Source organism: Streptococcus mitis, assembly GCF_000722705.1.
Lineage (GTDB): Bacteria > Bacillota > Bacilli > Lactobacillales > Streptococcaceae > Streptococcus > Streptococcus mitis_P.
On sequence record NZ_JPFW01000009.1, the window covers coordinates 40,275 to 62,910 of the forward strand.

Annotated in this window: 20 protein-coding genes and 2 pseudogenes; 6 read left to right on the forward strand and 16 right to left on the reverse strand. The window is 33.6% G+C overall.

The genetic code is table 11. The features are described 5' to 3' along the window. Positions 1–2 precede the first annotated feature (2 nt). Genes SK642_RS07990 through SK642_RS08000 form a run of 3 tightly spaced genes read left to right on the forward strand, consistent with a single transcriptional unit; the run spans position 3 to position 1,404 of the window. Complete coding sequence (locus SK642_RS07990; protein ID WP_033684310.1) at positions 3–326, forward strand: hypothetical protein; 324 nt, start codon at positions 3–5, stop codon at positions 324–326. Between the two features lie 26 nt (positions 327–352). Next, a complete protein-coding gene (locus SK642_RS07995) occupies positions 353–931 on the forward strand; it encodes a DUF3278 domain-containing protein (protein WP_033684312.1) in 579 nt (192 codons plus the stop codon). Further along, positions 928–1,404, forward strand: coding sequence for a glutathione peroxidase (locus tag SK642_RS08000; RefSeq protein ID WP_033684313.1), 477 nt, complete (start codon positions 928–930; stop codon positions 1,402–1,404). The genes SK642_RS07995 and SK642_RS08000 overlap by 4 nt, the downstream gene beginning before the upstream one ends. A 143-nt stretch (positions 1,405–1,547) precedes the next feature. On the opposite strand, the pseudogene SK642_RS08005 reads toward SK642_RS08000, so the two are convergent. The 10 genes and pseudogenes from SK642_RS08005 to SK642_RS08050 all read right to left on the reverse strand — a co-directional run bounded on the left by SK642_RS08005 (position 1,548) and on the right by SK642_RS08050 (position 12,990). Then, positions 1,548–1,840: pseudogene (locus SK642_RS08005) on the reverse strand (DUF5960 family protein). Beyond that, positions 1,833–2,195: a hypothetical protein gene (locus SK642_RS08010; RefSeq protein ID WP_033684314.1), complete on the reverse strand. Its 363-nt coding sequence runs from the start codon at positions 2,193–2,195 to the stop codon at positions 1,833–1,835. Before SK642_RS08010 ends, SK642_RS08005 begins: the two are co-directional and overlap by 8 nt. Next, complete coding sequence (locus tag SK642_RS08015; RefSeq protein WP_033684315.1) at positions 2,192–3,607, reverse strand: Y-family DNA polymerase; 1,416 nt, start codon at positions 3,605–3,607, stop codon at positions 2,192–2,194. Before SK642_RS08015 ends, SK642_RS08010 begins: the two co-directional genes overlap by 4 nt. Positions 3,608–3,610: 3 nt before the next feature. Next, positions 3,611–4,297 carry a LexA family transcriptional regulator gene (locus SK642_RS08020; RefSeq protein ID WP_033684316.1) on the reverse strand — a complete coding sequence of 229 codons (687 nt, stop codon included), beginning with the start codon at positions 4,295–4,297 and terminating at the stop codon, positions 3,611–3,613. 267 nt (positions 4,298–4,564) lie between these two features. Beyond that, the gene (locus tag SK642_RS08025) at positions 4,565–6,037 is read right to left on the reverse strand and encodes a peptide MFS transporter (protein WP_033684317.1); all 1,473 of its coding nucleotides are present in this window, start codon (positions 6,035–6,037) and stop codon (positions 4,565–4,567) included. 487 nt (positions 6,038–6,524) lie between these two features. Then, a complete protein-coding gene (locus tag SK642_RS08030) occupies positions 6,525–8,738 on the reverse strand; it encodes a TIM-barrel domain-containing protein (protein WP_033684318.1) in 2,214 nt (737 codons plus the stop codon). Beyond that, complete coding sequence (locus tag SK642_RS08035) at positions 8,735–9,379, reverse strand: YesL family protein (protein WP_033684319.1); 645 nt, start codon at positions 9,377–9,379, stop codon at positions 8,735–8,737. Before SK642_RS08035 ends, SK642_RS08030 begins: the two co-directional genes overlap by 4 nt. Before the next feature lie 204 nt (positions 9,380–9,583). Beyond that, positions 9,584–11,149, reverse strand: coding sequence for an extracellular solute-binding protein (locus tag SK642_RS08040; protein WP_051734081.1), 1,566 nt, complete (start codon positions 11,147–11,149; stop codon positions 9,584–9,586). Positions 11,150–11,158: 9 nt separating this feature from the next. Beyond that, positions 11,159–12,055, reverse strand: a complete 897-nt coding sequence (locus SK642_RS08045) for a carbohydrate ABC transporter permease (RefSeq protein ID WP_001267167.1) — start codon at positions 12,053–12,055, stop codon at positions 11,159–11,161. 17 nt (positions 12,056–12,072) lie between these two features. Then, a complete protein-coding gene (locus SK642_RS08050) occupies positions 12,073–12,990 on the reverse strand; it encodes an ABC transporter permease (protein WP_000861541.1) in 918 nt (305 codons plus the stop codon). A 202-nt stretch (positions 12,991–13,192) separates the two neighbouring features. Here SK642_RS08050 and SK642_RS08055 point away from each other — a divergent pair, with 202 nt between their 5' ends. The 3 genes from SK642_RS08055 (at position 13,193) to SK642_RS08065 (ending at position 17,975) form a co-directional block, all read left to right on the forward strand. After that, positions 13,193–14,587, forward strand: a complete 1,395-nt coding sequence (locus tag SK642_RS08055; protein ID WP_235230870.1) for a sensor histidine kinase — start codon at positions 13,193–13,195, stop codon at positions 14,585–14,587. Between the two features lie 255 nt (positions 14,588–14,842). Continuing rightward, positions 14,843–16,381, forward strand: a complete 1,539-nt coding sequence (locus SK642_RS08060; RefSeq protein ID WP_033684320.1) for a response regulator transcription factor — start codon at positions 14,843–14,845, stop codon at positions 16,379–16,381. Positions 16,382–16,766: 385 nt separating this feature from the next. Further along, positions 16,767–17,975, forward strand: coding sequence for an ATP-binding protein (locus SK642_RS08065; protein ID WP_033684321.1), 1,209 nt, complete (start codon positions 16,767–16,769; stop codon positions 17,973–17,975). Between the two features lie 334 nt (positions 17,976–18,309). Here the strand turns inward: SK642_RS08065 and SK642_RS08070 are convergent, their stop codons facing one another. From SK642_RS08070 to SK642_RS08085, 6 genes and pseudogenes are all read right to left on the reverse strand, one after another. Further along, complete coding sequence (locus SK642_RS08070; RefSeq protein ID WP_033684322.1) at positions 18,310–19,752, reverse strand: HEPN domain-containing protein; 1,443 nt, start codon at positions 19,750–19,752, stop codon at positions 18,310–18,312. An 82-nt stretch (positions 19,753–19,834) separates the two neighbouring features. Further along, positions 19,835–20,407, reverse strand: a pseudogene (locus tag SK642_RS08075) (hypothetical protein); the annotation flags it as partial. Positions 20,408–20,915: 508 nt separating this feature from the next. Beyond that, entirely contained in the window at positions 20,916–21,140 is a 225-nt protein-coding gene (locus SK642_RS11165) for a type II CAAX prenyl endopeptidase Rce1 family protein (protein ID WP_419991767.1), read from the reverse strand. Then, positions 21,124–21,246 carry an ImmA/IrrE family metallo-endopeptidase gene (locus tag SK642_RS11215; RefSeq protein WP_419991768.1) on the reverse strand — a complete coding sequence of 41 codons (123 nt, stop codon included), beginning with the start codon at positions 21,244–21,246 and terminating at the stop codon, positions 21,124–21,126. Before SK642_RS11215 ends, SK642_RS11165 begins: the two co-directional genes overlap by 17 nt. 9 nt (positions 21,247–21,255) lie before the next feature. Continuing rightward, positions 21,256–21,477 (reverse strand): hypothetical protein, encoded by a 222-nt coding sequence (locus tag SK642_RS11220; protein ID WP_033684323.1) that lies wholly within the window; start codon positions 21,475–21,477, stop codon positions 21,256–21,258. A 95-nt stretch (positions 21,478–21,572) separates the two neighbouring features. Continuing rightward, positions 21,573–22,397: a hypothetical protein gene (locus SK642_RS08085; RefSeq protein ID WP_033684324.1), complete on the reverse strand. Its 825-nt coding sequence runs from the start codon at positions 22,395–22,397 to the stop codon at positions 21,573–21,575. Between the last annotated feature and the right edge of the window lie 239 nt (positions 22,398–22,636).

Here is a 22,636-nt window from a genome sequence, read left to right on the forward strand (position 1 = left end):
CTATGAAATCATTACTAACTTTACTTACCTATCATCTTTTGTTCAGTTCTCTGCTCATCTTCATCATCGTTTCAGGGAACTTAATCAGAGAGATATTCCTCGTGCTAGTCTTTGTTCCAGCCCTTAACAAAGGACTGACTTATCTAAAGATTGACTCCCAAAAAACACGCATACTCAACTTAGCACTATGCTTTATGATTCTATCTTTACCACAACTGATGCTCGCCTCAAGCGGTTGGAAATATTATTTACTGCTGACTATCGCTAGCCTTTCTTCTATCACTTACCTTTATTATCTCTATCAATTCGTAAAAGAAAGTCAGTAAAACTGCTCATTTAGGAGGTTACTATCATGAAAAAAGAAGACTTAACCACTCGCCTACTTCGAAATCTCTTTCATATCCAAGGCCCTTTTGATGAATGCCGGCAAGAAATTATCTACAAAGCCTGTGCCCGTTCCATGGTCCAAATCGTTTATTCTTCCTTCTTTCTCTTCTTGTTTTATCTGTTATTTGGACGCTTCATAGAGGTCGTTCGCTATGCCATGCCCTACGTCTACTCTGGACTCATTTTTTTCATTACCTTAAAAACTCAAAGAGCTGTCAAAGAACTCCATCTGGAAAAAGATGACAAGTCAGAAATCATCCTAAAAACCTACAGCAAAGGTCAAATCAAATTTCGAAGCTGGGTTGTGTTTATCGGTCTTCAGATTGGCCTCTTTATCCTACTCATCTTTCATAAAGTCTTCGTTCAGCAGCTGTCCCTTTCAGATTTTGTGAAGTTACTCATGCAATTCGATAAAAGTGTTCCTTTACTGATGTATGGCCTGATTATCGGTAGCATTTTTGGAACTCTGACCTACGGATTTTTATCCCTACAGGAGGAAAAAACTCCTAAAAATACCAAGCAGAAGGAGAAAAGTAATCAATGACCTCACTATACGATTTTTCAGTCTTAAACCAAGCTAACCAAGAAACCCCACTAGATGCCTATCGTGGCAAGGTTCTCTTGGTTGTCAATACTGCTACTGGATGTGGTTTAACGCCCCAGTACCAAGGTCTCCAAGAACTCTATGATCGCTATCAAGAACAAGGTTTTGAGATTTTAGACTTCCCTTGCAATCAGTTTATGGGACAAGCACCAGGTAGCGCAGAGGAAATCAACAACTTCTGTAACCTAAACTATCAAACCACTTTCCCACGTTTTGCCAAAATCAAGGTCAACGGCAAAGAAGCAGATCCTCTCTATGTCTGGTTGAAAGAGCAGAAATCTGGCCCCCTAGGAAAACGAATCGAATGGAATTTCGCTAAGTTTCTCATCGGTCGAGATGGGCAGGTCTTTGAACGCTTCTCTTCCAAAACAGACCCCAAACAAATTGAAGAAGCCATACGAACCCTACTATAATTTCACAATCTCACTATTCTTAGGTTCCCTTTAGCCTAATGAATAGTGAGATTTTTAATTAACTTTGACTTAAATAGAAAAACACTCCATGATATGAAACATGAAGTGTTATAAAAATGATACATTTTACAGCAGACAAGTCACTACTGACTACTATTTTTAACCCCAACATATGCATAGGTTCGATTTCTAGGACACTCTTTTTCAGTCACCACCCTAAAATAAAAACGATACTCCCTCCCATCCTTAGCATTTTCCTTGTTTAAGGCAAAGTAATTTTTCTGATTCAGCGCCATAGTGCGTAGGATGTCATCAATCAAGAAAGTCAGAGGTACATTCATGGCAGAGTATTTTTGAAAATCCTCTTCAAAACGAATATAGTCATCTGAAAATAATCCATCTGCAGTTTGTTTTCATACAGCTCTTTTCTAGTCATAAACCCCTTCCTCCCACAGTCGAATTTCTAGGATATCTGCAAGCTCTATCAGCCTGTAACCATCGCTTGTTCTGATAGATAAAAATTTAGAGGATAACTCCCTCACCTTACCGATAATAGTGACTTTCTGCTTCTTTTCCTTGACCACAAAACTTCCCTTCAGTTGGCCAACATAAAGCTGAGAAAGTAAGTGTAACTTCTCATCTGGAGTCAAATCCGTCGAAAAATCAACACGGTTTTTTTCTTCACTGAGCGAACTGGTGTGTTCTGATAGGTAAAATCCCATCCACTTCTGCATACCTGGATCTTGATAATCTCGCGCGGATTGAAAGGGTAAATAAGAACGATCAATCATTTTAATCCATCTAAACCTCCAGCAGAATGGCCCCCAATCAGCTTGCTTCTAGCAAGACTCCTAGATGCTTCTTCCAGTGCATTGGCTTTTAAAAGAGAAGTGAAACCAAATTCTTCCCGAATAGAGTCAATAGCCGTCTGGAGCCTTTCTTCTTTTTCTAACTTGTCAACATCATCAAAGAGGGAAATCAAGCTAAAGGACTCATCCACAAATCCTGAATAGTTGACTCCGACACTTCTGACCGCTCCAGAAGTGTATTTATTATGAAATAACTTCAAAACATGATCTGTTAAGACAGCTGTATTATTGGTCGGTTCGACCTTCATTTGTGTGTGAATAGATTGCCGGATCTCCTGTTTAGAGAAACCGACATAGATAGAAACAAGGGTTGTTTTCTTTCCCGCCCTTCTCAATCGAATAGCCACCTGCTCCGCCATTTCTCGAAGAATAATTTCGATATCCCGCAGCTTCACGTAGTCTCTAGGTAGGATTTGAGAATTTCCCAAACCTTGGGACTTGGATTTATAGGGCTTATGAACATTGCTCTCATCAATCCCATTAGCATGAAACCACAAACGCAGACCAGCCTGACCGAGAACTTTCTGTAGCTGGTCTGGATTGCTGGTAGCCAATTCTTTGATGGAACAAATCCCCAAGGCATTCAAGCGTTTCTCCATCCGCCTGCCAATCCCCCAAAAGTCTGTCATCTTAGGAATGGCCCAGACCTTCTCTTCCACATCCTGATAAGACCAGTTGGCCCTCATGGTCGGAGTGTGCTTGGCCTCATTATCCAGAGCCAACTTTGCCAGTAAGGGATTGGCATTGGACATGCCCACTGTAGAGTAAATCCCTGTCTGCCTCCAAATATCCCTCTGAATACGAGCAGAAAGCAGATCCAGCTTGTCTTTGCGAGAGAGACTCTTGTCTGGGATGAAGTAGTTGAGTGAACTAGTCAGGTCAATAAAGCCCTCATCAATAGAGTAGGGATAAATATCATCTGGACTGCCATAGTTTTGAAAGATTCGTTGAATTTCCATATTGACTGCTATGTATTCATCCATCCGAGGAGGCACAATCAAGGTCGCTTGAGCCCAATCTTCGATGTAACGAACATAGTCCAAGTCGGTAGGCAAGCCTTGCTTTCGAGCATTGTAATAGGAAAATTTGCGCGTTTTGATATCAAAAGGCAGATCATAGGCCCGACCAACATTGGACTTGCCAAAAATCTTCTTAAACATGGGAGAGGAAGCTAGGATAAGACCAGTAGAATTATCTGCTCGACTCATGACACAAAGCGAAGTCTTCAGCGGATGCAAGCCCCTTTTCACACACTCAACGCTGGCATAAAAGGATTTCATATCAACAAAGGCAATGTCACTTTTGGGCTCTCTGGAATAATCAAAGTAGCCCATAGGCTAGCCCTCCATTGGCACAAAGTTCCCAACGATAATCCCTACAATCCGAGGATCTTCCTCATAGGAAATGAAAATGTCCTTGTATTTAGGATTAATAGAAACCAGACGCAAGCCATCTTCCTCTCGATAGACCCGCTTGATATAGGTTTGGTTGTTACAAACCACCGCATAAACAGCCCCGTCATAGTCAAATCCCGTCTCTCGAATCAGAGCCACTGAACCATTTTGATATTTAGGTTCCATGGAGTCCCCAGACACCCAAGACGCAAAATCATGGGCCAACTCCTCATTAAAGTAAACCGTATCAAAATTCCTGTCATCGTAGACTGACGCCCCGATCCCTGCTGACATGCGTTCGTAGACACGGTACTCGTAGAGGCGCTCTGGCATGGTCGCCACTTTCTGGGATTGTTCCTCTTGAGCCAGATTGCGAGCATAAAGAACAACCTTTTCCTTTCCTTGTTTGGAGAGGCTATTGTAGAGACGGACAATCTCGATCTGAGTGAAATAACCTTTTGCTACTTTTAAAATGTTCTCTAACTGAGCAACTTTCTCCTGGGACGGTTCCTTAATCCCACGTTCCCAAGCCGAGTAAGCCTGAAAACTAATCCCAAGTTGCTCTGCAATTTCCTTCTGTGTCAATTTTAACTCTTTCCTCCGAGCCTTGAGTTTTTCTGGTTGATACATACTTCACCTCCTATTATATGCTTGAATGGAGAACATCTCCCTTAGAAAGACTACTCGATGGTTGAACTTACACTTATACTTTCACAACTCAACCAATTTGGTTTAGTTTTATTATATAAAAAAAGTTGACAAATGTCTACTAGGAATATTAGAAACATCGTGAGTTTTCATCAAACTAAAAGGACTTAGCCCTGTATGATACAGAACTAAATCCTTTGAATGAATAATTGCTCTAACTTTTAGAATCCGTACAGAAATTCCAATTTTTTATTTGATACCAGCCATTAGTTTTTCAATGCGCGGAACGTAGAAGAGTAAGATAATACTGAACACAATCGTAATTCCTCCAACAATTCCATAGTAAGCGACTTCCGTTTCGCTTGTATAAAATTTTACAATTTGAGCATTGATAGCTTGAGCAGCAGCATTACTCAAGAACCAGATAGACATCATTTGTGCTTGGAAGGATTTTGGTGCTAGCTTAGTAGTGACTGATAGACCAATAGGCGAAATCAACATTTCCCCCACAATCACAATAGCCCAACTCATAATCAACCAGAAAGGACTGACTTTAACATCTGTCCCAAAGAGCATCCCTGGTAACATCATCCACAAGAAGGATAGACCTGCCGCAAATAAACCGTAAGCAAATTTCTTAGAAGAGGACGGTTGATTTTTACCCATTTTCCCCCACAACCACGCAAAAATCGGCACATAAATCATAATGAAAAGTGGATTGATACTTTGGAAAAAGCTAGATGGAAAATGAATCTGATTCCCAAATACATTAAAGTAGAGTCGAGTCTGATCATCCGCAAATAGAGCGAGAACAACAGACCCCTGCTCCTCAATAGACCAGAAGAGTACTCCAGCGATAAATAAAGGAATGTAGGCAAATACTCGGGATCTCTCAGTAGCAGTTATTTTCTGACTAGATAAAATTTTGAAGAAATAGTAGATTGGAATGATTACCGCAATTACTGTAAAGATATTAACAATCATATCCACGTTAAACTGGTGAGTAAAGACTAAACCTATAACCACAAGAATAACCATGACAAGTGTAATCAGCAAGCGTTTAATCAAGTTCTGCTGGTCCTTCTGTGAAAGTGGATCAGTGGGGTAAAGACTTGATTCAGGCAGATATTTCTTCCCATCTAAAACATACTTCACCAAACCAAAGAACATCCCAATGGCAGCTAATGAGAAACCTAGATGGAAATTGACTTCCTGACCTAGATACCCCACTAGATAAGGGGCAACGAAGGCACCTAAGTTAATACCAAAGACAAAGATACTAAATCCTGCATCCCGTCTATCATCCTCTTTCTCATAAATACCCCCAACCATATCTGAGATATTAGGTTTTAAAAATCCAGTACCAAAGATAATCAAGGCAATAGAAAGATAGAGAGCTACTTGTCCAAAAGGTGTTGCCAAAGCAATATGCCCTAGCATAATCAGAATACCACCGTAAAAGACGGTCTTACGGCTTCCTAAAATACGGTCACTGACAAAACCACCGACAACCGAGGATAAAAATACCAGCGAGCCATAAATCGCCATAACCGATGCAGCCGTGGTCTTATCCATCCCCAACCCACCATCTTGCACACTATAGTACATATAGTAAAGTAGGATAGCTCGCATCCCATAGTAAGAAAAGCGCTCCCACATCTCTGTAAAGAAGAGGGTGGACAAGCCAATAGGATGTCCAAAAAATGTTTTCTGTTTTTCCATATATATTCTCCTTGAACGATATAATAATTCATTTTACAGAATTTTCAAACAAATGTCAAACAAATCCTGTTTGTTTTAGAAAATTTTTTGGAAAAATCTAACCTCTCATACTTATACTCAATGAAAATCAAAAAGCAAACTAGGAAGCTAGCCGCAAGCTGTACTTGAGTACGGTAAGGCGACGCTGACGTGGTTTGAATTTGATTTTCGAAGAGTATTAATTCCACCATAAAAATCCCTTTCCGACTAACTTCCACTTCGGTCAGGCAAGTGGAAGTTGCTTTGAAAAATTACCTTTTAAAATTTGCTCTTGTTTAGTTAAAAAAAGAGGCTGGACAAAAAGTCTTTAAAATCATAAAAACATCCCTATGCCAAACTTGTAATTACTAAAATACAAGTCAATAAGCATAGAGATGTAAAACTATTACACATTAAAAAATAAATAATTAGCACTTAAAGAATAGAAATTGTATACGAAATGTCTCAATTAGTTTTGGCTAGTAAATATCATTTCCAACAAACGTCCTCTCAATTCCTTATCCTGATGATGCAAGATATTCATTAAGTCATGAGAATTTTTAGCATTGATGAATTGATTTAACAATCGATCTTTTAATTCATATGGAAGAGAAGCCGTCTTTAGTAGTCTAAAAACTTCGTCATTTAGAGATGTCCTTTTATTATCTTTACATTCAAATCTAGCTGTAGTATTCTTATTTGACAACTCAATGATAGACACATTCGTTCCTTTAAAATGAATTCTATGTCTTCTATTGCTTGGAAGGATACTAGAATCTCCTTGTAATACTAACTCTACCATTCCCATTTCCCAGTCGATTGATAATCTTGTTTTATATCTTTGACCATTTTGATCTTCAGTCATTTCAAAAGAATGTTGTTTGCCTGGGAATACATACCAATCTACAACTTCAGGTAAATCAACACCCATATCTATCTCAGAACCAACCAATGGAATGATTGCACCACTCTTTGCAAACACAGGTATAGTCGAAATGTCCCTATAAACACTTAACTTCACACCACCTGTGTATTTTTTCTCTGAAAAGAAGTCATACCATTCACCTTCAGGGAACCATACATCTACTTTTGCAGATTGGAATGCCAAATCCATCTTTTCTACAATGGGAGCCACCAGCAGTTCTGTTCCAAAAAAGTATTGGTTTGGAACATTATAGCTCTCATCATTCTCTGGATAGAAATAATACATTGGGCTGATTAATGGGGCGCCTTCCTCATGTGTCTTTACATTCATAGTATATAGATATGGAATCATCTGATGTCTCAAACGAAGGTATTTCTTCATAATCTTAGATGTTGTTTCTGAAAAAAACCAAGGTTCTTTACTATTGAAGGGACTTCTGGAACTATGTAATCGAGTTATCGGACTAAAAACGCCAAACTGTAGCCATCTAGTTTGTAGCTCTTCGTCATAATCCCCCAGCATGTGCCCACCAATATCATGACTCCACCAACTATAACCGATATTTGATGCTGTCGCTGTAAAATAAGGTTGAAATCTTAAGGAATTCCAACTAATAATAGTATCCCCTGAAAAACCAACAGGATAACGGTGACTACCAGGACCCGCATACCTTGATAAAATCAAGCCACCTTCTTCATTTTTACAACTATCCTGATAATGATAATGGTTTAAAAGCCATAGTGGATCCAACATGCCTTGAGTCCCTTGTTGCCAGTCAATCCACCAAAAATCTACTCCCTGCTTTTCTAGCTCATAATGAACATCTTTAAAATAGGATTCCCTAAAAGAGGGATTAAAAAAATCAAAAATGGCAGGTTCTTCTAATTCTACATTTAACCCCAATCGTTTGGCAACTAGAGGATAAGCTTCTTCATAAGCCCGTATACCATCAGCAGGATGGACATTTAAGGAGAGTTTCAACTTTCTATCATGAAGTTGTTGCAATAACTGTTCTGGATTAGGTATTAAGTTTTTATTCCAACTATATCCTGTCCAGCCACTTCCAAAACGAGCTGGAATTTCAGTTATGTGCCAATCCATATCTAAAACACCGATAGATAATGGAATGTTCTCTGTTTCAAATCTGTCTATTAAATCCAAGTATTCATCCGACGTATAAGGCCAATATCTACTCCACCAATTGCCTAAAGCATATCTTGGCAACAAGGGTGTTGAACCAGTCAAATGGTAAAAATCTCTGATTGCTCCTCTATAATCATGCCCATAGGCAAAGAAATACAGGTCAATTTGATTTTCTCTCTCAATATAACCAGACTGTTCATCCCAAATAAATCCTTGAGAATCATCCAATAAGGCAATACCACTTCGACTAATAATTCCATCTTCTAATGGGATTGCTCCATCTGCCTCATCAAGAGTCCGAGCTGTTCCTTTTAACGTTTCAATAGATTCACCAAAATACCAGCGACTACCATATACAGCAAAATTCCCTTTTAATTCTATAAATAAATTTTCGGCGTTAAATTCTCCTTTATTAAAATGCAAATGAAAATAGTCCGTCATAATATCTAGTACATTTGATGTCTCAATAGAATCTAACGAAACATCACCAAAATCTCTATTATAGATAAGTTGTGTCGTTCTATCCTCAAAACTTCCAGTTTTAGAGTATTCTAACCTTACTAACTTGTCTGTTAATACAGAGATTCTATAAAACTCTCCCTTAAAAATTTTCAATTTGTTTCCCTCCTCTTATTAAATCTCTTTACTTTATCAAACATTTTATTCGTTACCATTACATTCATCAATCCACAAAAAGCAAATCCTCCAAATGTAAATACGTAAATAGCTGTTAAAACTCGTTCTGGACTACTAAAACTCATATACAGTACAGAAATATTAAATAAAACCAAAATGATAGCTTGCATTGGATTTAAAATACAAATTAATACGCTATTTACAATACTATTTTTTAGATTATCTTTAAATAGACCAATATAGGGAAAAACAACACTCATAAAAAGTATTATAACAAATAAAAAGGGCAACACTAACAATAAACTATACTCTGAAAATAAACTTGAATAGCCCCAAAGACAATAGTTCACATATAAAAGTAATTCTATTAGGAGGATAAACAACCAAATAAAGGTTGATTGTTTTAAATTTTGTCTAAAGATCCGAAAATAATGATAAGCAATATCGGTATCTTTACCTTTTAAAATACGATACCACATTGTCGTAAGAGAAGTTAGTGATGCCCCAATTGTAACTATTGGAATACAACTAACAATAAATAGAGTATTTAAAATAATTAAATCTGTCAAAAAAGTTAAAATTCTAACCACTTTTCCATCTAATGAAAATAATTTTTGCATAATATATTCTCCATAAAATCAATCGTCTTAACTCTATATTTTAGAATGTCAGTTGCACAAAAATATTACCTAAATTATTTAAAAAACATTTCCAAATTTCTTTAAAAATTAGAATAAAGGAAGCGAGATAATTTGATGTTATCAGTCTCGCTTCCTGTAATTAGCTAGTCCCTTGTTTATACAACCAAGAGTTCATATAAAGTATTACTCTTTTACTTCTTTTTGGTAACGATTATATGCTTCCTGTTGAATCTTCATAAATTCGTCCAATCCCATATTCTTAAGAGTTTCTTTGTATGAGTCCCATTCTTTTTCTATGCCACCTTCAACTACCCATTTAGATGCTTGTTGTTTGACATAAGATTCAATACTCACATAGATTGATGATAATTTGTTAAGCTCTTCTTGTGAATAAATCACATTAGGGTAAGCTGGCAACGCAAATTGTTTCAAATCTTGGTCCATCTTCAATTTCAATCCATCACCTTGTGTTTGATCGATTTCTACGCGACTATTGATATCATCGCTTACGTATTTAGGTCCAAAATCTCGAAGTGAATGAATCCATGCATACTCATCGGCTGATTTACCATCTTTAGGAGGTAATACTTTAAACTTATCACCATTCTTTTCAGTAGCTATTCCAAATGATCCATAGAAATTCTGAATACTTGCTTCATCTGTATATAGTTTATCCAACCATTTCAATAATTTAGCAGGGTTTTTGCTCTTATTTGTAATCAAAATTTCATTGCGGCCATAGTTGTAATGATCTGGGTCAGAAAAGACATATTGTTTTCCATCCATACCTTTTAAAGCAGGTAGAGCAATATATTCACTTGAATGTAAGCCAAACGTTGCATCTGCTGTCCAACCACTAGAAACACCTACTCTAGATACTCCCTTATCCATACGTTTCGCTACACTCATAGAGGTATCTTCTGTAAAGATTTCCGGATCAATCAAACCTTTTTTATAAGATTCGTGCATTGCTGCAATCCCTTGTTTGTAACTTTCTTCTGTACGAAGGTAGACTGGTTTTCCATCTTTTACAGACATTTCATACGTATTATCTGCACCTAAACGATTATTGAACGGAAGAATATATGAGAATGTTGGATCAAAGTTTCCTGCTCCGAATGGAATTTCATCAGAAGCGTCTCCATTTCCGTTCGCATCTTTATCCTTAAATTCTTGTAGTACTTTTACTAAATCATCATAAGTTTCTGGAACCTTTAATCCTAAATTATCTAGCCACTTTTTATTAATAAATAGCTGATTAGCTACTGTAGGACGCATCGGTAATTTTTTAGGCAGGCTGTAGATATGACCATCTGGTGAAGTAATCATAGCTTTAATCTTAGGTTCTTTCTCCATAGCCTTAGTTAAATTAGGCATGTTCTCCTTGATTAAATCTTCCAATGGAATAAACAAAGATTGGTTCTGAGCAATTTCTGAATCTGTAAAAGCATTTGAACCTAAAAATGCATCTGGTAAATCTCCGCTAGCAACCAAAACAGATTTCTTATCTGACCAATCTGCTGCCACAAGTGTATCCCATTTAACATCAATACCTGCTTCCTTGGCCGAATCTGTTAGAAAACCTTTATGATAATCTTCTCCCCAGTCAGACCAACGAACAGTCGTAATTTTATAAGAATCTTCTCCAGATTTATCATCCTTATTCGCATTATTGGAATTTGCGCAGGCTGTTAAGCCAGCAAGTGTAACTGTTCCTAAGAACAAATATGTAAATGATTTATGTTTCATGTTTTTCTCCTATTCTTTCAAGGCGCCAATCATTACGCCTTGATTAAAATATTTTTGAACAAAGGGATACAACAACATAATCGGAGCGGTTGAAATAACAATTGCTGCATATTTCATCATATCAGCCTTGATACGAAGATCTGATGCCACTTCTCCTGTTGCTTGCGATTGTAACATTTGGTTACTAATTAATAAACGTCGTAAAATTAATTGCAATGGCTGTAAATTTTCATTCGTTAAATAAATTAAAGCATTAAACCACGAATTCCAAATACCAACTGCAGTCCAAAGTCCAATAACTGCTATAATAGCTTTTGATAAAGGAACGACTATCTTAATAAAATAACGAATTGTACCACATCCATCAATTTGCGCAGCCTCCCACATCCCGTCTGGAATACTATTATTAAAGAAAGTTCTAGCAACAATAATATTGTATGATGAAACTGCAAAAGGTATTACCATTACCCAAAATGTATCAATCAAGCCTACATTCTTTACTGTTAAGTAGGTAGGAATCAAGCCACCTGATACGAACATAGGGATTATGTATAGAATGCTCATCCACTTTCTACCAACTAATTCTTTTCTAGATAAAGCATAACCAGCTGGAATATTGACTACTAAAGCAACTAAGGTACCAACAACAGTATATAAAATGGTATTTAGATAGCTACGCAAAAATAAAGGTTGTTGAATAAGACGTAAATATCCATCTAATTTCCATTCTCTAGGAATAAACCATACCTTCCCATTTGCAACATCTGAAGGATTGCTAAAAGATGCAATCACTACAAACCATAACGGATAAACAATTAACAGGATAAGGAAAATTGCTAAACCATAGGTAACTATATCAAATAATAATTCAGAGTTTGTTTTTCTTGATTTATGAAACCATCTCACTTTAAGCACTCCTTCCTTTAAAAAAGACCCGTTCTAGTATATCTTTTTGAGAACCAGTTGACAGATAATAAAATTATTAGATTGACTACCGTGTTAAATAACCCTATAGCTGTCGAATAACTATACTGAAAGTTCACCATACCAACTTTATAAACATAGGTCGAAATTATCTCACTTCCTGCTAAATTAAGAGGATTCTGTAATAGTAACACTTTCTCAAATCCTACACTTAATAAACTACCTGCTCTTAATATTAGTAAAATCATAGCAGTCGGCAAAAGTAATGGTAATTCTATATGCCGAATTTTTTGTAATCTAGAGGCACCATCCATAGTTGCAGCCTCATAATATGTAGGATCAATTGCAGAAAGCGCTGCTAGATAAATAATACTATCCCAACCAATATGTTGCCATACATCACTCCAAACATAAACACCTGCAAAATTAGTAGGTTTTGATAAAAAATCTGGAATAGTAATTCCAACAGACTTAAATACATTCGCTAACAAACCACTAGTAGGAGATAAAAATAAGATAATCATCCCACACATAACCATTGTAGAGATAAAATGGGGCAAGTAAGTTGTTACTTGAAATATTTTTCTAAATTTCCCAACTCTTAACTGATTACTAATGATAGCTAGTATAATAGGCAAGGGGAATCCTACTACAATACTATAAAGTGAAATTTTTAATGTATTGAACATAGTTGTCCCGAATTGGAATGATGAGAAAAATTGAGTAAAGTACTTAAATCCTACCCACTGACTAGCAAAGATACCATTGGCTGGTGAGTAGTCTTTAAATGCGATAATTAATCCCAACATGGGAATATAGGAAAATAAAATCAACAGCAATATTGAAGGAAAAAGTAATATGTATAACGGAATACTATGCTTTAATTTTATTTTATGAAGTTGAGATGCTACTTTCATTTTTTTCCTCCTATCTGATTTTCTACGATTATTTTACACCATAAAGAATTCCCTTAATATAACTTTTTGGACTAGGTTTATCAATTTTTCAGTTTTTTAATTTTAAGAACTATTACTTTTCCGACATCTTAATAAAACATATCTGTTTTGTTACATGATATCATATTTTCAAAGTGCTATAATTTTAATAGGAGACTAGTATATGAAATTAAATCACGACTTATCAAAAAAACATTCCATTCATTTTTTCTTTAAACTTCTGCTTGTACTACTATTGATAAATATTTTAATCAATATTGCTATGAGTAATATAACCAGAAATTTTATTAAAAACCAAAATATAGTACACCTACGTAGTTCAATTGAAATTTATGCTGACTCTGTTAATGAGAAATTACATTCTGTAGAACGCTTTATGTACTCAACAATAACGCATAATGAATCTTTAGAGAAATTAAATCATGTACAAACGTTTCTTGACTATCAAGAAGATCTCAAAAAAGTTCAAACTAGCTTTGCAGAGTTTGAATATCAAAATGAAACTCATATGACATTCTTATTAGAAACCGATAGTACTGATTATTTTATAAATGTCTCCAATCTTTATATTCCATATGAAGATTATCTACTGTTAAAATCAAATCTAAAGTCATTGCGTAGTGATATAAGTGACCGTAAATGGAAAAATGTAACTACTAAAAACAGCGAATACTTAGTTAAATCTGTCCATTACGAAGGAAAAATCATTTATGCCGTCATATCTTCAGAAGATATCCTAAAACCTCTCAGAAAACTCAATATTGGAAATAATGGTAAACTTTCCCTAAAAGAGCCTAACAATATACCCTCCGAAAACTACCTAATTCATGCTCAAAATGAAAAAACGCATTTACCTTTCGATATTTATGTTTTAGTCGATTATGCCGAAGTCTTTAGAAATATCACACTCTTAGAAGTATTTTTGTCAGCCGTTCCCATTATTATCACCATTTTATCAATCATCATTATCCTGTATATTCGTCAGTGGATGATTAAACCGATAACAAGACTCACTGAACGACTCTCTCAACTTGGGGACTCCATCCCCCCTTCTGAATTTTTTATATCTGAAGGTATACTAGAAATTGATAAGGCAAATGATAAACTTAATAAAGTGATATTTGACATGCAAGAATTAAAAATACGAGAATACCATTCACAACTAGAACTTAAGAAGATCGAACTTAATTATCTTAAGAACCAAATCCGTCCGCATTTCTACTTAAACATGTTATCAATGATTCATAGTATGCTTCAAACAAAAAACTATAAGGAAATTGAAGAGTTAACTATCCTAACTTCAAATTATCTCCGTCATTTATTTATGGCTAATCAAGATTTTTCAGAACTTAAAGATGAAGTTCAGCATATTAAAGATTATTTAGAAATACAACGAATTCGATATGGAAATAGCATCTACTTTTCACTAAACTACAGTGATGACCTACAAAATACTCTTGTCCCATCATTACTTTTACAAACATTTATTGAAAACACAATCAAACACGGGTTTTCATTTCAGGATTTATTTACAATTTTACTATCGATAAAAAAGTAAAAACTGAGAACTCAGATTATATTCAGATTTGTATCGAGGATAATGGTCCAGGTTTCTCTGAAGAAATTTTATCAAAATTAAATCAGAAACAGTCTCTAATAACAGAAGATGGACATCATATTGGGATCACAAACACCATCGAACGTTTAAATCTTCTCTATCCTAATGACTATAGTATTGCATTTGAAAATAATGAAGAAGGTGGAGCTAAAATTCTTTTACTTATTCCATATAAGATTATAGACGGAGGTTATAATGAACATCTTATTAGTTGATGACGATCGTTTTATCATTGAAGCTTTACGAGAGAAAATAAATTGGGCTAAACTACACATTGAAATTGTTTATGTTGCCTATAGCCTCACCCAAGCTCAAAATATTATTAGAGAGCATCCTATTTATCTCATGATAAGTGATATAGAAATGCCTCAAGGTAGCGGTCTCGAACTCTTATCGTGGATTAGAAATGAAAAATATGATATAAAAACAATTTTTTTAACCAATTACGCCGACTTCAACTATGCTCAAAAAGCAATTGAATTACAAAGCTTCGAATACTATCTAAAACCCATTAACTTTGAAAAATTAGAATTTATTATTCAAAAAGCCATTAGTAAAATTGAGAATCATAACTTAAACGGAAAAAATGATGCACTTTTACAAATAGAAGATAACTTCTGGTATGATTACCTTAGAAAACCTCAAATTTCTCGCATTGATGATCTAGAAAACATAGCAAGTAAACAAGCTTTTATTCTTCAAAAACACCAATATTTTTTCCTTGCAGTTTTAACAATCAATCTTAATGAAGAAGATTATTCCGCAGAAACTCCATCATGGACTTCTCAACTAAAAAGAGAACTTCAAAGGATTTCACAACCTTCTTATAAGCTGATAAGTTTGTTCAAGATGGAAAGCCAGGTTGATCAATATGTTTGTCTCTTTAGAGTAGACTCATCCAAACGTAGTGACAAATTGGCATATGAAATTCATTCTCAAATTTCTAATAACTTTAGTAAATACTCAAACATTATATATAAGAGTTGCCATAAAGTATCCGATGTTTTATTTCATACCAAAGAACTCTACACTTATAATGAACAGTATGTTTCTTATTGGAATACTATTACATGTGTTCCACATAGTTTCCCAACTTCTTTCAAAACAGAAACTCTTTCAATTACTTTTTTAGATAGCTTAAGTGAATACGAATTAAGAGAAAAAATTAATTCACTTGCTAATAATTCTCAAATTCCTACTTTCACGCTACAACAAATTTTACTAGATTGGACTCAACAAATAGGAATATATCTAGATCAAAATGGAATTTCGGCACATAAACTGTTCCAAAATAGCACTCATGATTTCTTATTCCAACGACGCTTTCATTCAATTGAATCATTTCAGGATTACTTTGATTATTACTGGTCACATGCTAAAAAATTTGCAACAAACATTGAAAACCAGAAAAATAGTATTCAACGCATCGTCGAATACATAGATCATCACTACTATGAAGATATAAATCGTTCTATATTAGCAGATATGGTTTATCTCAGTACAGATCATTTAGCTAGAATTTTTAAAAAAGAAACTGGAGAAACTCTTGTTAAATATATAACGGATAAGCGCATTAATGCTGCTAAATCTCTTCTATCTCAAACAAATATCTCGATATCACAGGTATCTTGTCAAGTAGGGTATGATAATTATTCTTACTTTACTAAAATTTTTAAACAAAGGACTGGACTTTCTCCTGGAGATTACCGTAAAACTTATCAAAATAAAATGTAAGCAATCTGAATTATTGAAATACTACGGACTGTGGTAAGCTTTGACAGTCTACAGTTTTTCCAAAGATAGCTCCATAAACTTATTTGAAATTGCTGATAAGGTAACTTCTTAAAAAGTCAGCTTGAGAAGAACATCTAGTAAATATTTCTAGGATAAAGCGCATACTATCAAGCTTTTACACTCCTGATAGTATGCGCTTTTTATTTGAATACTTGCTACAAGACCTCACAAGATTTACTATCATGCCATACCAAAATGGACTATTTTTTAATTACAGAAAAATACTATTTCTAAATACTTAGAAATAACCAAACAAATTAAATATTATTTCTAAATATTTGAAAATAATCTTTATTTGTATTATACTGTCTTTGAGGTATATATTATGAACTATATTAAAAGACCACATTATTTAGATTTTTTAAGAAGACATCGTGATCGACAAATCATCAAAGTTGTGAGCGGAGTGAGACGAGCTGGTAAATCTGTTCTCTTTCAACTCTATAAAGAAGAGTTAATAGCAACTGGAGTCGACGAAGATCAAATCATATCCATCAATTTTGAAGATCTAAGTTATTATGACCTGCGACATTTTCAAACATTATTTGCTTATATAAAAGAGCAGTTGGTTGAAGATAAAACATACTATATCTTTTTAGATGAAATTCAACATGTTGAAAAATTTGAATTGGTAACAGATAGCCTATTCATCTTACCAAATGTTGACCTCTATTTGACTGGTTCTAACGCCTACTTTATGAGTAGCCAATTAGCTACAAATTTGACTGGTCGGTATGTTGAGATAGAGGTTCTTCCTTTGTCATTTGAAGAATACCTATCAGGTCAATCTCTCACAGAGAATCTGAATACAACAGAAATTTTTAACAATTATCTCTTTAGTGCTTTCCCTTACTTATTGCAAACATCATCTTACGCTGAAAAAATTGACTACCTCAGAGGAATATATAACTCCATACTGTTAAATGATATTGTAACTAGATTAGGCAATCCAAATCCTACTATTATTGAGCGCATTGTCCGAACCCTTCTCAGTAGTACAGGTAGCTTAATATCAACAAATAAGATTCGCAATACCCTGGTCAGCCAAAATGTTTCAATATCCCATAATACTTTGGAAAATTATTTGACAACTTTGACAGACAGTTTACTTTTTTATTCCGTTCCACGTTTTGATGTAAAAGGTAGAGCATTATTGCAACGTTTGGAAAAATATTATCCAGTTGATTTAGGTTTACGACATCTCTTATTACCAGACCACAAAGAAGACATTGGGCATATCTTGGAAAATATTGTATATTTGGAATTGAGACGTAGATATTCACAAGTATATGTTGGTAATTTAGATAAATATGAGGTTGATTTTGTTGTTGTAACTGATCTTGGTCACTACGCTTATTATCAGGTCAGTGAAACAACACTTGCTCCAGAAACACTAGAAAGAGAACTTAGACCACTAGAAGCCATTAAAGATCAATTCCCAAAATATCTATTAACAATGGATACGATTCAACCAACAGCAAATTACAATGGAATTGAGAAGAAAAATATCATAGATTGGTTACTAGAAAAGTAGATATGTGCTGAACCCATAAATTGATGCACAAGAATAACACTCCTGTTTAGATCTAGTGAAACTATGAACAGGAGTGTTTTATTATGACCGAAAAAGGTTATTCCGTAGAAACTAATACTAGACTAAAAATCAATGATGGAAACTCTTGATTTCTATACAAAAAAGACATCCAAGAGAAAATTCTTGAATGTCTGTAAACGTTAATTAACGTTTTGAGACAACTGACCTTGTCAGGTTGCAGCCACATTTATAAGCGACTAAAGTCTCAACAACTGTGTCAATTGTTCCAATTTCCATGAAAACATCCTAAATCATTGAGCTAATGGCTTGAGGTTTAGAATTTTTTATATTTATATTTCATATCCAATTCTTGATAAATATAATATCTCAGCACTTCTTGAAGAAGCAATTTTGTTTCATACATCTCCCTGATATCTGTTATCATTTCTGGATAGTTATCTTTCGAATCACCATGAGTATAGTAATTTCGTGTTTGAATTAATTTTATTATTAGTAATTCTCTCTCACTATTCGAAAAAATTTTAGACAGATTAAGCTCATCAATTGAATCGAATAAATTTTTTAAACGTTCGGCAAGGTTAGGCTCTTTTTGATTAAATTTCAATTTATTTCTAAATTTTCTTCTTACCTCTTCTAAAAGATGTGTGTTTATAAAATCAAACAAAGATTGTCTAGCTTTTTCTTCAACATCAGATAAACATTTCGGATTTTTAAAATTCTTAAAATTTCTAGAGTAAACTTCCAAATTCCTAATAGCATCAACCAACTGATCTTCCAAATATAAATCACCATGAAGATTTTTTGAAAATTGTCTCACTATAAATTCAAGTTCCTCAGATTTATCAAACCAATGATTTAAAATATGTTCAAAATTATCTTCTAATGTCCTCAAAGAAATATCTTGCTGAGAATACGATTTCCATTTTTGGGATTTTCTAGAATGCTGAACAAAGAATTTGCCTTTTATAAGTGGCATACGCTTACCATCTATCATTTTATAAAGAACAAGAAATTCAATATTAGTAAAAGACAATGGTATATTTGATAAAATCTCAATAAACTCCTTAAACTTATGTGAAGCTTGATAAAATTCATCAAAATATCTTATATTTAAATCAGCTGAAATAAGTTTAATAAAATAATCACTGGTAAATGACGTAGTTGTATATGAAGAATGGAGTATTGCCACATCTTCAAAGTTCATTCCTAGTGATCTTATTAACACTTTTGTTGGTTGATATTCACTTACTGCACTTTCAAAAATAGTTTGATTGTCTCTATATTTAACAGTTACCAATGATTTTTCAATCCATTCCTCAATATGTTCAAAGCTAAATTTATATTCCTTGATTTTTTCAGAATCTAATTCATTAATTAAATCTTTAAAGGCCTCAGAACTATAATCAAAATTTCCAAGCTCATTATAAAATACACTGTAAATTTTAAAATTTTTTACTCTATATCTAGTTATCGGAAATCCAGGAAATGAGGAATGTACCATTGGTTCACCATAAGTATTTAAAATTAAAATATAACCATTACTGGAGAAACCATATATCTTTTCCAAACACTTACCAAAACCGAATGAAATGCCTGATTCTTCTTCAAATCCACCAAATAATTCTAATACAATTTCACTAGGAGAATAATGTAAAATACCGCTCAAGTTATCCTTACTAACTATATCGTCTGAACGTTCTGAAAAATTCCCTTTTATTTCAAACTCTTTATCCCAAGTGTAATCTTTAAATTTCATATTATCCTTTCTGATTACTTTTCAAAAATCTTCACAATCTTCTAAATTATGGTTTTTATGTCGGAACTACCTTTTAATTGTATTAGACCAACTTCCAATTCTCATCATTCGAATTATCAATCAAAATCTTTCTTTTATTACTCAGTAATTCATCGCACATAAAATATTGCCCTAATCGCTCTATCAAGCCACATCTTTGGCAAGTATACAGATAGTCTTCTTTTAATTCCTTTACAAAAATAGTATTGAACTCATATGCTTTTCTACATTCTTCACAAACCATGCTAAGATTATCACTACTAAATATGAATTCAAAAATATTTTCTAATTCTTTATTTTCTTCTCCAGATAAAGCTAAAATTATCTTTAAACTTCTAATATATCGATGGAGTTCCGCTATTTCTATGTCAATATCCAAATATTTTTCAAATATAGCAGTAGCTACTTCTACCAAATGCAATAGAATGTAGGGTGTTTTCTCATAGTATAAATTCCAAAAATCATTCCAAATCTTCTCATCGGTAAATATAAAATTAAGATTTCTCTTTTCTGTGGGAAAATTTTTATTCCTTGTTACTAAGTGAATTGATTTATCAAATACACTAGTCAAGCTATTTTCAACCTTTCTATTGTATACTATATCATACAACAACTCCTGGTTTGGAAAGTATAGGTTGCAGTTGGACTAAAAACAGCGTAATAACAAGCCTTTTCAGAACGATATCTACTGATTAATTTCATAAAATATGAATCAATATTTTTTAAACAGGGGAATAGTTTAGTTCATTAAATATTAAACAATACACCTGCAAAGATTATTGTATCTGATTTTTCCCGTTTTAGAAAAATAGGTAGAGAAAAAAATAACATCTAGATTTTCCAAAAAATCTTGATCAAACTCGAAACTCAGGTTTTTGTCCGAAATAAGGAGTTTTGACAGTTATAGATAAACTTAAGAATTTTATGACTGGTATATAGAGAAATTACAGATGTACTCTATTATCTACACCTAAAGTTTAGCAAAAAATCATGCCTTCGAACCTTATATTTTTGAAAATCAGTATTTAATTCTGCAATATTTATTAGTGGTTTATTGAGCAAAATCTTACATAAAATTACAAATATAAAAATAATCAGAATACATAATTAAAAAAACTATTTAACTACACTATTACAGCCAAAAAATTACTAAGCAAGTGAATTAGTACAGAGTATTCTATCCTTTTAGTTCTATAATAAATGTAAGATACTATACCGCCTAACAAACTATACAGTAAAATCGATCTAATAAAAATTCCAATACTAGGTTCGTTCATGGAATGCACAAACCCAAACAATATATTTGATATGATGAAACCTTTTCTGCTCATATTATAGCAATAATTCATTATTGCACCATGAAAAGTTATTTCCTCTAAAACTGGTTCTCCGAAAATTGCGATTTAAAAGAAAATGTCCCAGCTCATGGCAAAGCGTAAAATTTTGCTTCGTAATAGGATTCTCCTATTCATAAGAAATACTAACACCTAGTTCATTAATTATTGTCAATCCCTCTATCTTTCGACCTGAAAAGTGGTGGGGAATCACCAAAATTCTATTTTCACTCACATAATAATCAAAGAAAAAACGAAAGGTATATTTCAATAAGGGAATATCTTGATTCTTCATCAACTGATAAAGAAATTGCTTGGCTTTTTGTTGAGTATCTATATACAAATCTTCCAACTTGTACCTCCTTTTTCTTTGGAAATACAAAATTTAACCAAATTGGTTAAATTCATTATATAAAAAGTAGACGAATGTCTACTGGACTGACAACTTTAACTAAGCAATTCATTAAATATATCAGATAAAGCACTATCGACTTGTTTCCTTCTATTGGTCTTTGTAAATGAATCAATTATTGATGCAATAATATAAACTATTAATAAAATAACTAAAGCAACAAATAAAATTATAATAAAATTGATGAAAAATTCTTCACCTTGCACTTTGTCCCATTTAGTATCCAAAATCTTTTTTACAATAAGTGAAGCAGAAAACAGACCTGCTATTATACTTGAAATCCATCTAATTATTTTATCACTCAATATTTGACGAGCGTTTTTTATCTTTCCTGTTTTGAATATTGTTTGCAGATTTTTTAGCTTCTCATTAGATAAAGCTGACAAAGCACCCTTCACTTTTTCTTGTTCTTTTGAAGTCACACCTTGTGTATTTATCACGAACATGGCTAGTTTATTTTTCCCACTCCCCTTATACGCATAGTAATTCCATATATCTATCCCCATATTCATATTTGTTGGTTTCCGTTCAAAAGAAAAAATGTACGGCTCGAATATACCAATACAACCTATAATAACAAAATAAATAATATATAAAATTGTAGCTATATTTAGTTGATTAAAAGGAGCGGATGATTCTACAAATAAACCGGTTAAAAAAATAATCCATGCTGTGAGAGTATTGATAGATATCAATAAATTTACTTGCAAAACTGATATTTTTTTGTACTTTTTCATATCACTATCTGACAACTCCAGCCAGGATACGCTATCATCAATACTACGTTCAAAAATACGCTTATATTTAAAAAACCATACAATACAAACAGTAGTGAATACAACTAACAATAAAATAAACATTTTCAAACCCTTCTTCTAATACTTCATACGGATAAATTTTTCCAATCTGATTTCAAATACTTCTGATAGCCTAACTACATACTTAAAGCTAGCATTCTTAAGTACTTCTTTCTCCCATCCTATTGATACTATTCCAATAATTTTATTTGGCAATGATATTCTTTCAGATAAAGCCAAATGTTAAATCCATTTTACCTCCAGAACAATGAATATTTGTCTCCTCAATCCTAAGATCCATG

Excerpts from the sequence above, each read along its gene's own strand:
- SK642_RS07990 (WP_033684310.1), top strand. The coding sequence starts at position 3 with ATGAAATCATTACTAACTTTACTTACCTATCATCTTTTGTTCAGTTCT.
- SK642_RS07995 (WP_033684312.1), top strand. The coding sequence starts at position 353 with ATGAAAAAAGAAGACTTAACCACTCGCCTACTTCGAAATCTCTTTCAT.
- SK642_RS08000 (WP_033684313.1), top strand. The coding sequence starts at position 928 with ATGACCTCACTATACGATTTTTCAGTCTTAAACCAAGCTAACCAAGAA.
- SK642_RS08010 (WP_033684314.1), bottom strand. The coding sequence starts at position 2,195 with ATGATTGATCGTTCTTATTTACCCTTTCAATCCGCGCGAGATTATCAA.
- SK642_RS08015 (WP_033684315.1), bottom strand. The coding sequence starts at position 3,607 with ATGGGCTACTTTGATTATTCCAGAGAGCCCAAAAGTGACATTGCCTTT.
- SK642_RS08020 (WP_033684316.1), bottom strand. The coding sequence starts at position 4,297 with ATGTATCAACCAGAAAAACTCAAGGCTCGGAGGAAAGAGTTAAAATTG.
- SK642_RS08025 (WP_033684317.1), bottom strand. The coding sequence starts at position 6,037 with ATGGAAAAACAGAAAACATTTTTTGGACATCCTATTGGCTTGTCCACC.
- SK642_RS08035 (WP_033684319.1), bottom strand. The coding sequence starts at position 9,379 with ATGCAAAAATTATTTTCATTAGATGGAAAAGTGGTTAGAATTTTAACT.
- SK642_RS08040 (WP_051734081.1), bottom strand. The coding sequence starts at position 11,149 with ATGAAACATAAATCATTTACATATTTGTTCTTAGGAACAGTTACACTT.
- SK642_RS08050 (WP_000861541.1), bottom strand. The coding sequence starts at position 12,990 with ATGAAAGTAGCATCTCAACTTCATAAAATAAAATTAAAGCATAGTATT.
- SK642_RS08055 (WP_235230870.1), top strand. The coding sequence starts at position 13,193 with ATGAAATTAAATCACGACTTATCAAAAAAACATTCCATTCATTTTTTC.
- SK642_RS08060 (WP_033684320.1), top strand. The coding sequence starts at position 14,843 with ATGAACATCTTATTAGTTGATGACGATCGTTTTATCATTGAAGCTTTA.
- SK642_RS08065 (WP_033684321.1), top strand. The coding sequence starts at position 16,767 with ATGAACTATATTAAAAGACCACATTATTTAGATTTTTTAAGAAGACAT.
- SK642_RS08070 (WP_033684322.1), bottom strand. The coding sequence starts at position 19,752 with ATGAAATTTAAAGATTACACTTGGGATAAAGAGTTTGAAATAAAAGGG.
- SK642_RS11165 (WP_419991767.1), bottom strand. The coding sequence starts at position 21,140 with ATGAATTATTGCTATAATATGAGCAGAAAAGGTTTCATCATATCAAAT.
- SK642_RS08085 (WP_033684324.1), bottom strand. The coding sequence starts at position 22,397 with ATGTTTATTTTATTGTTAGTTGTATTCACTACTGTTTGTATTGTATGG.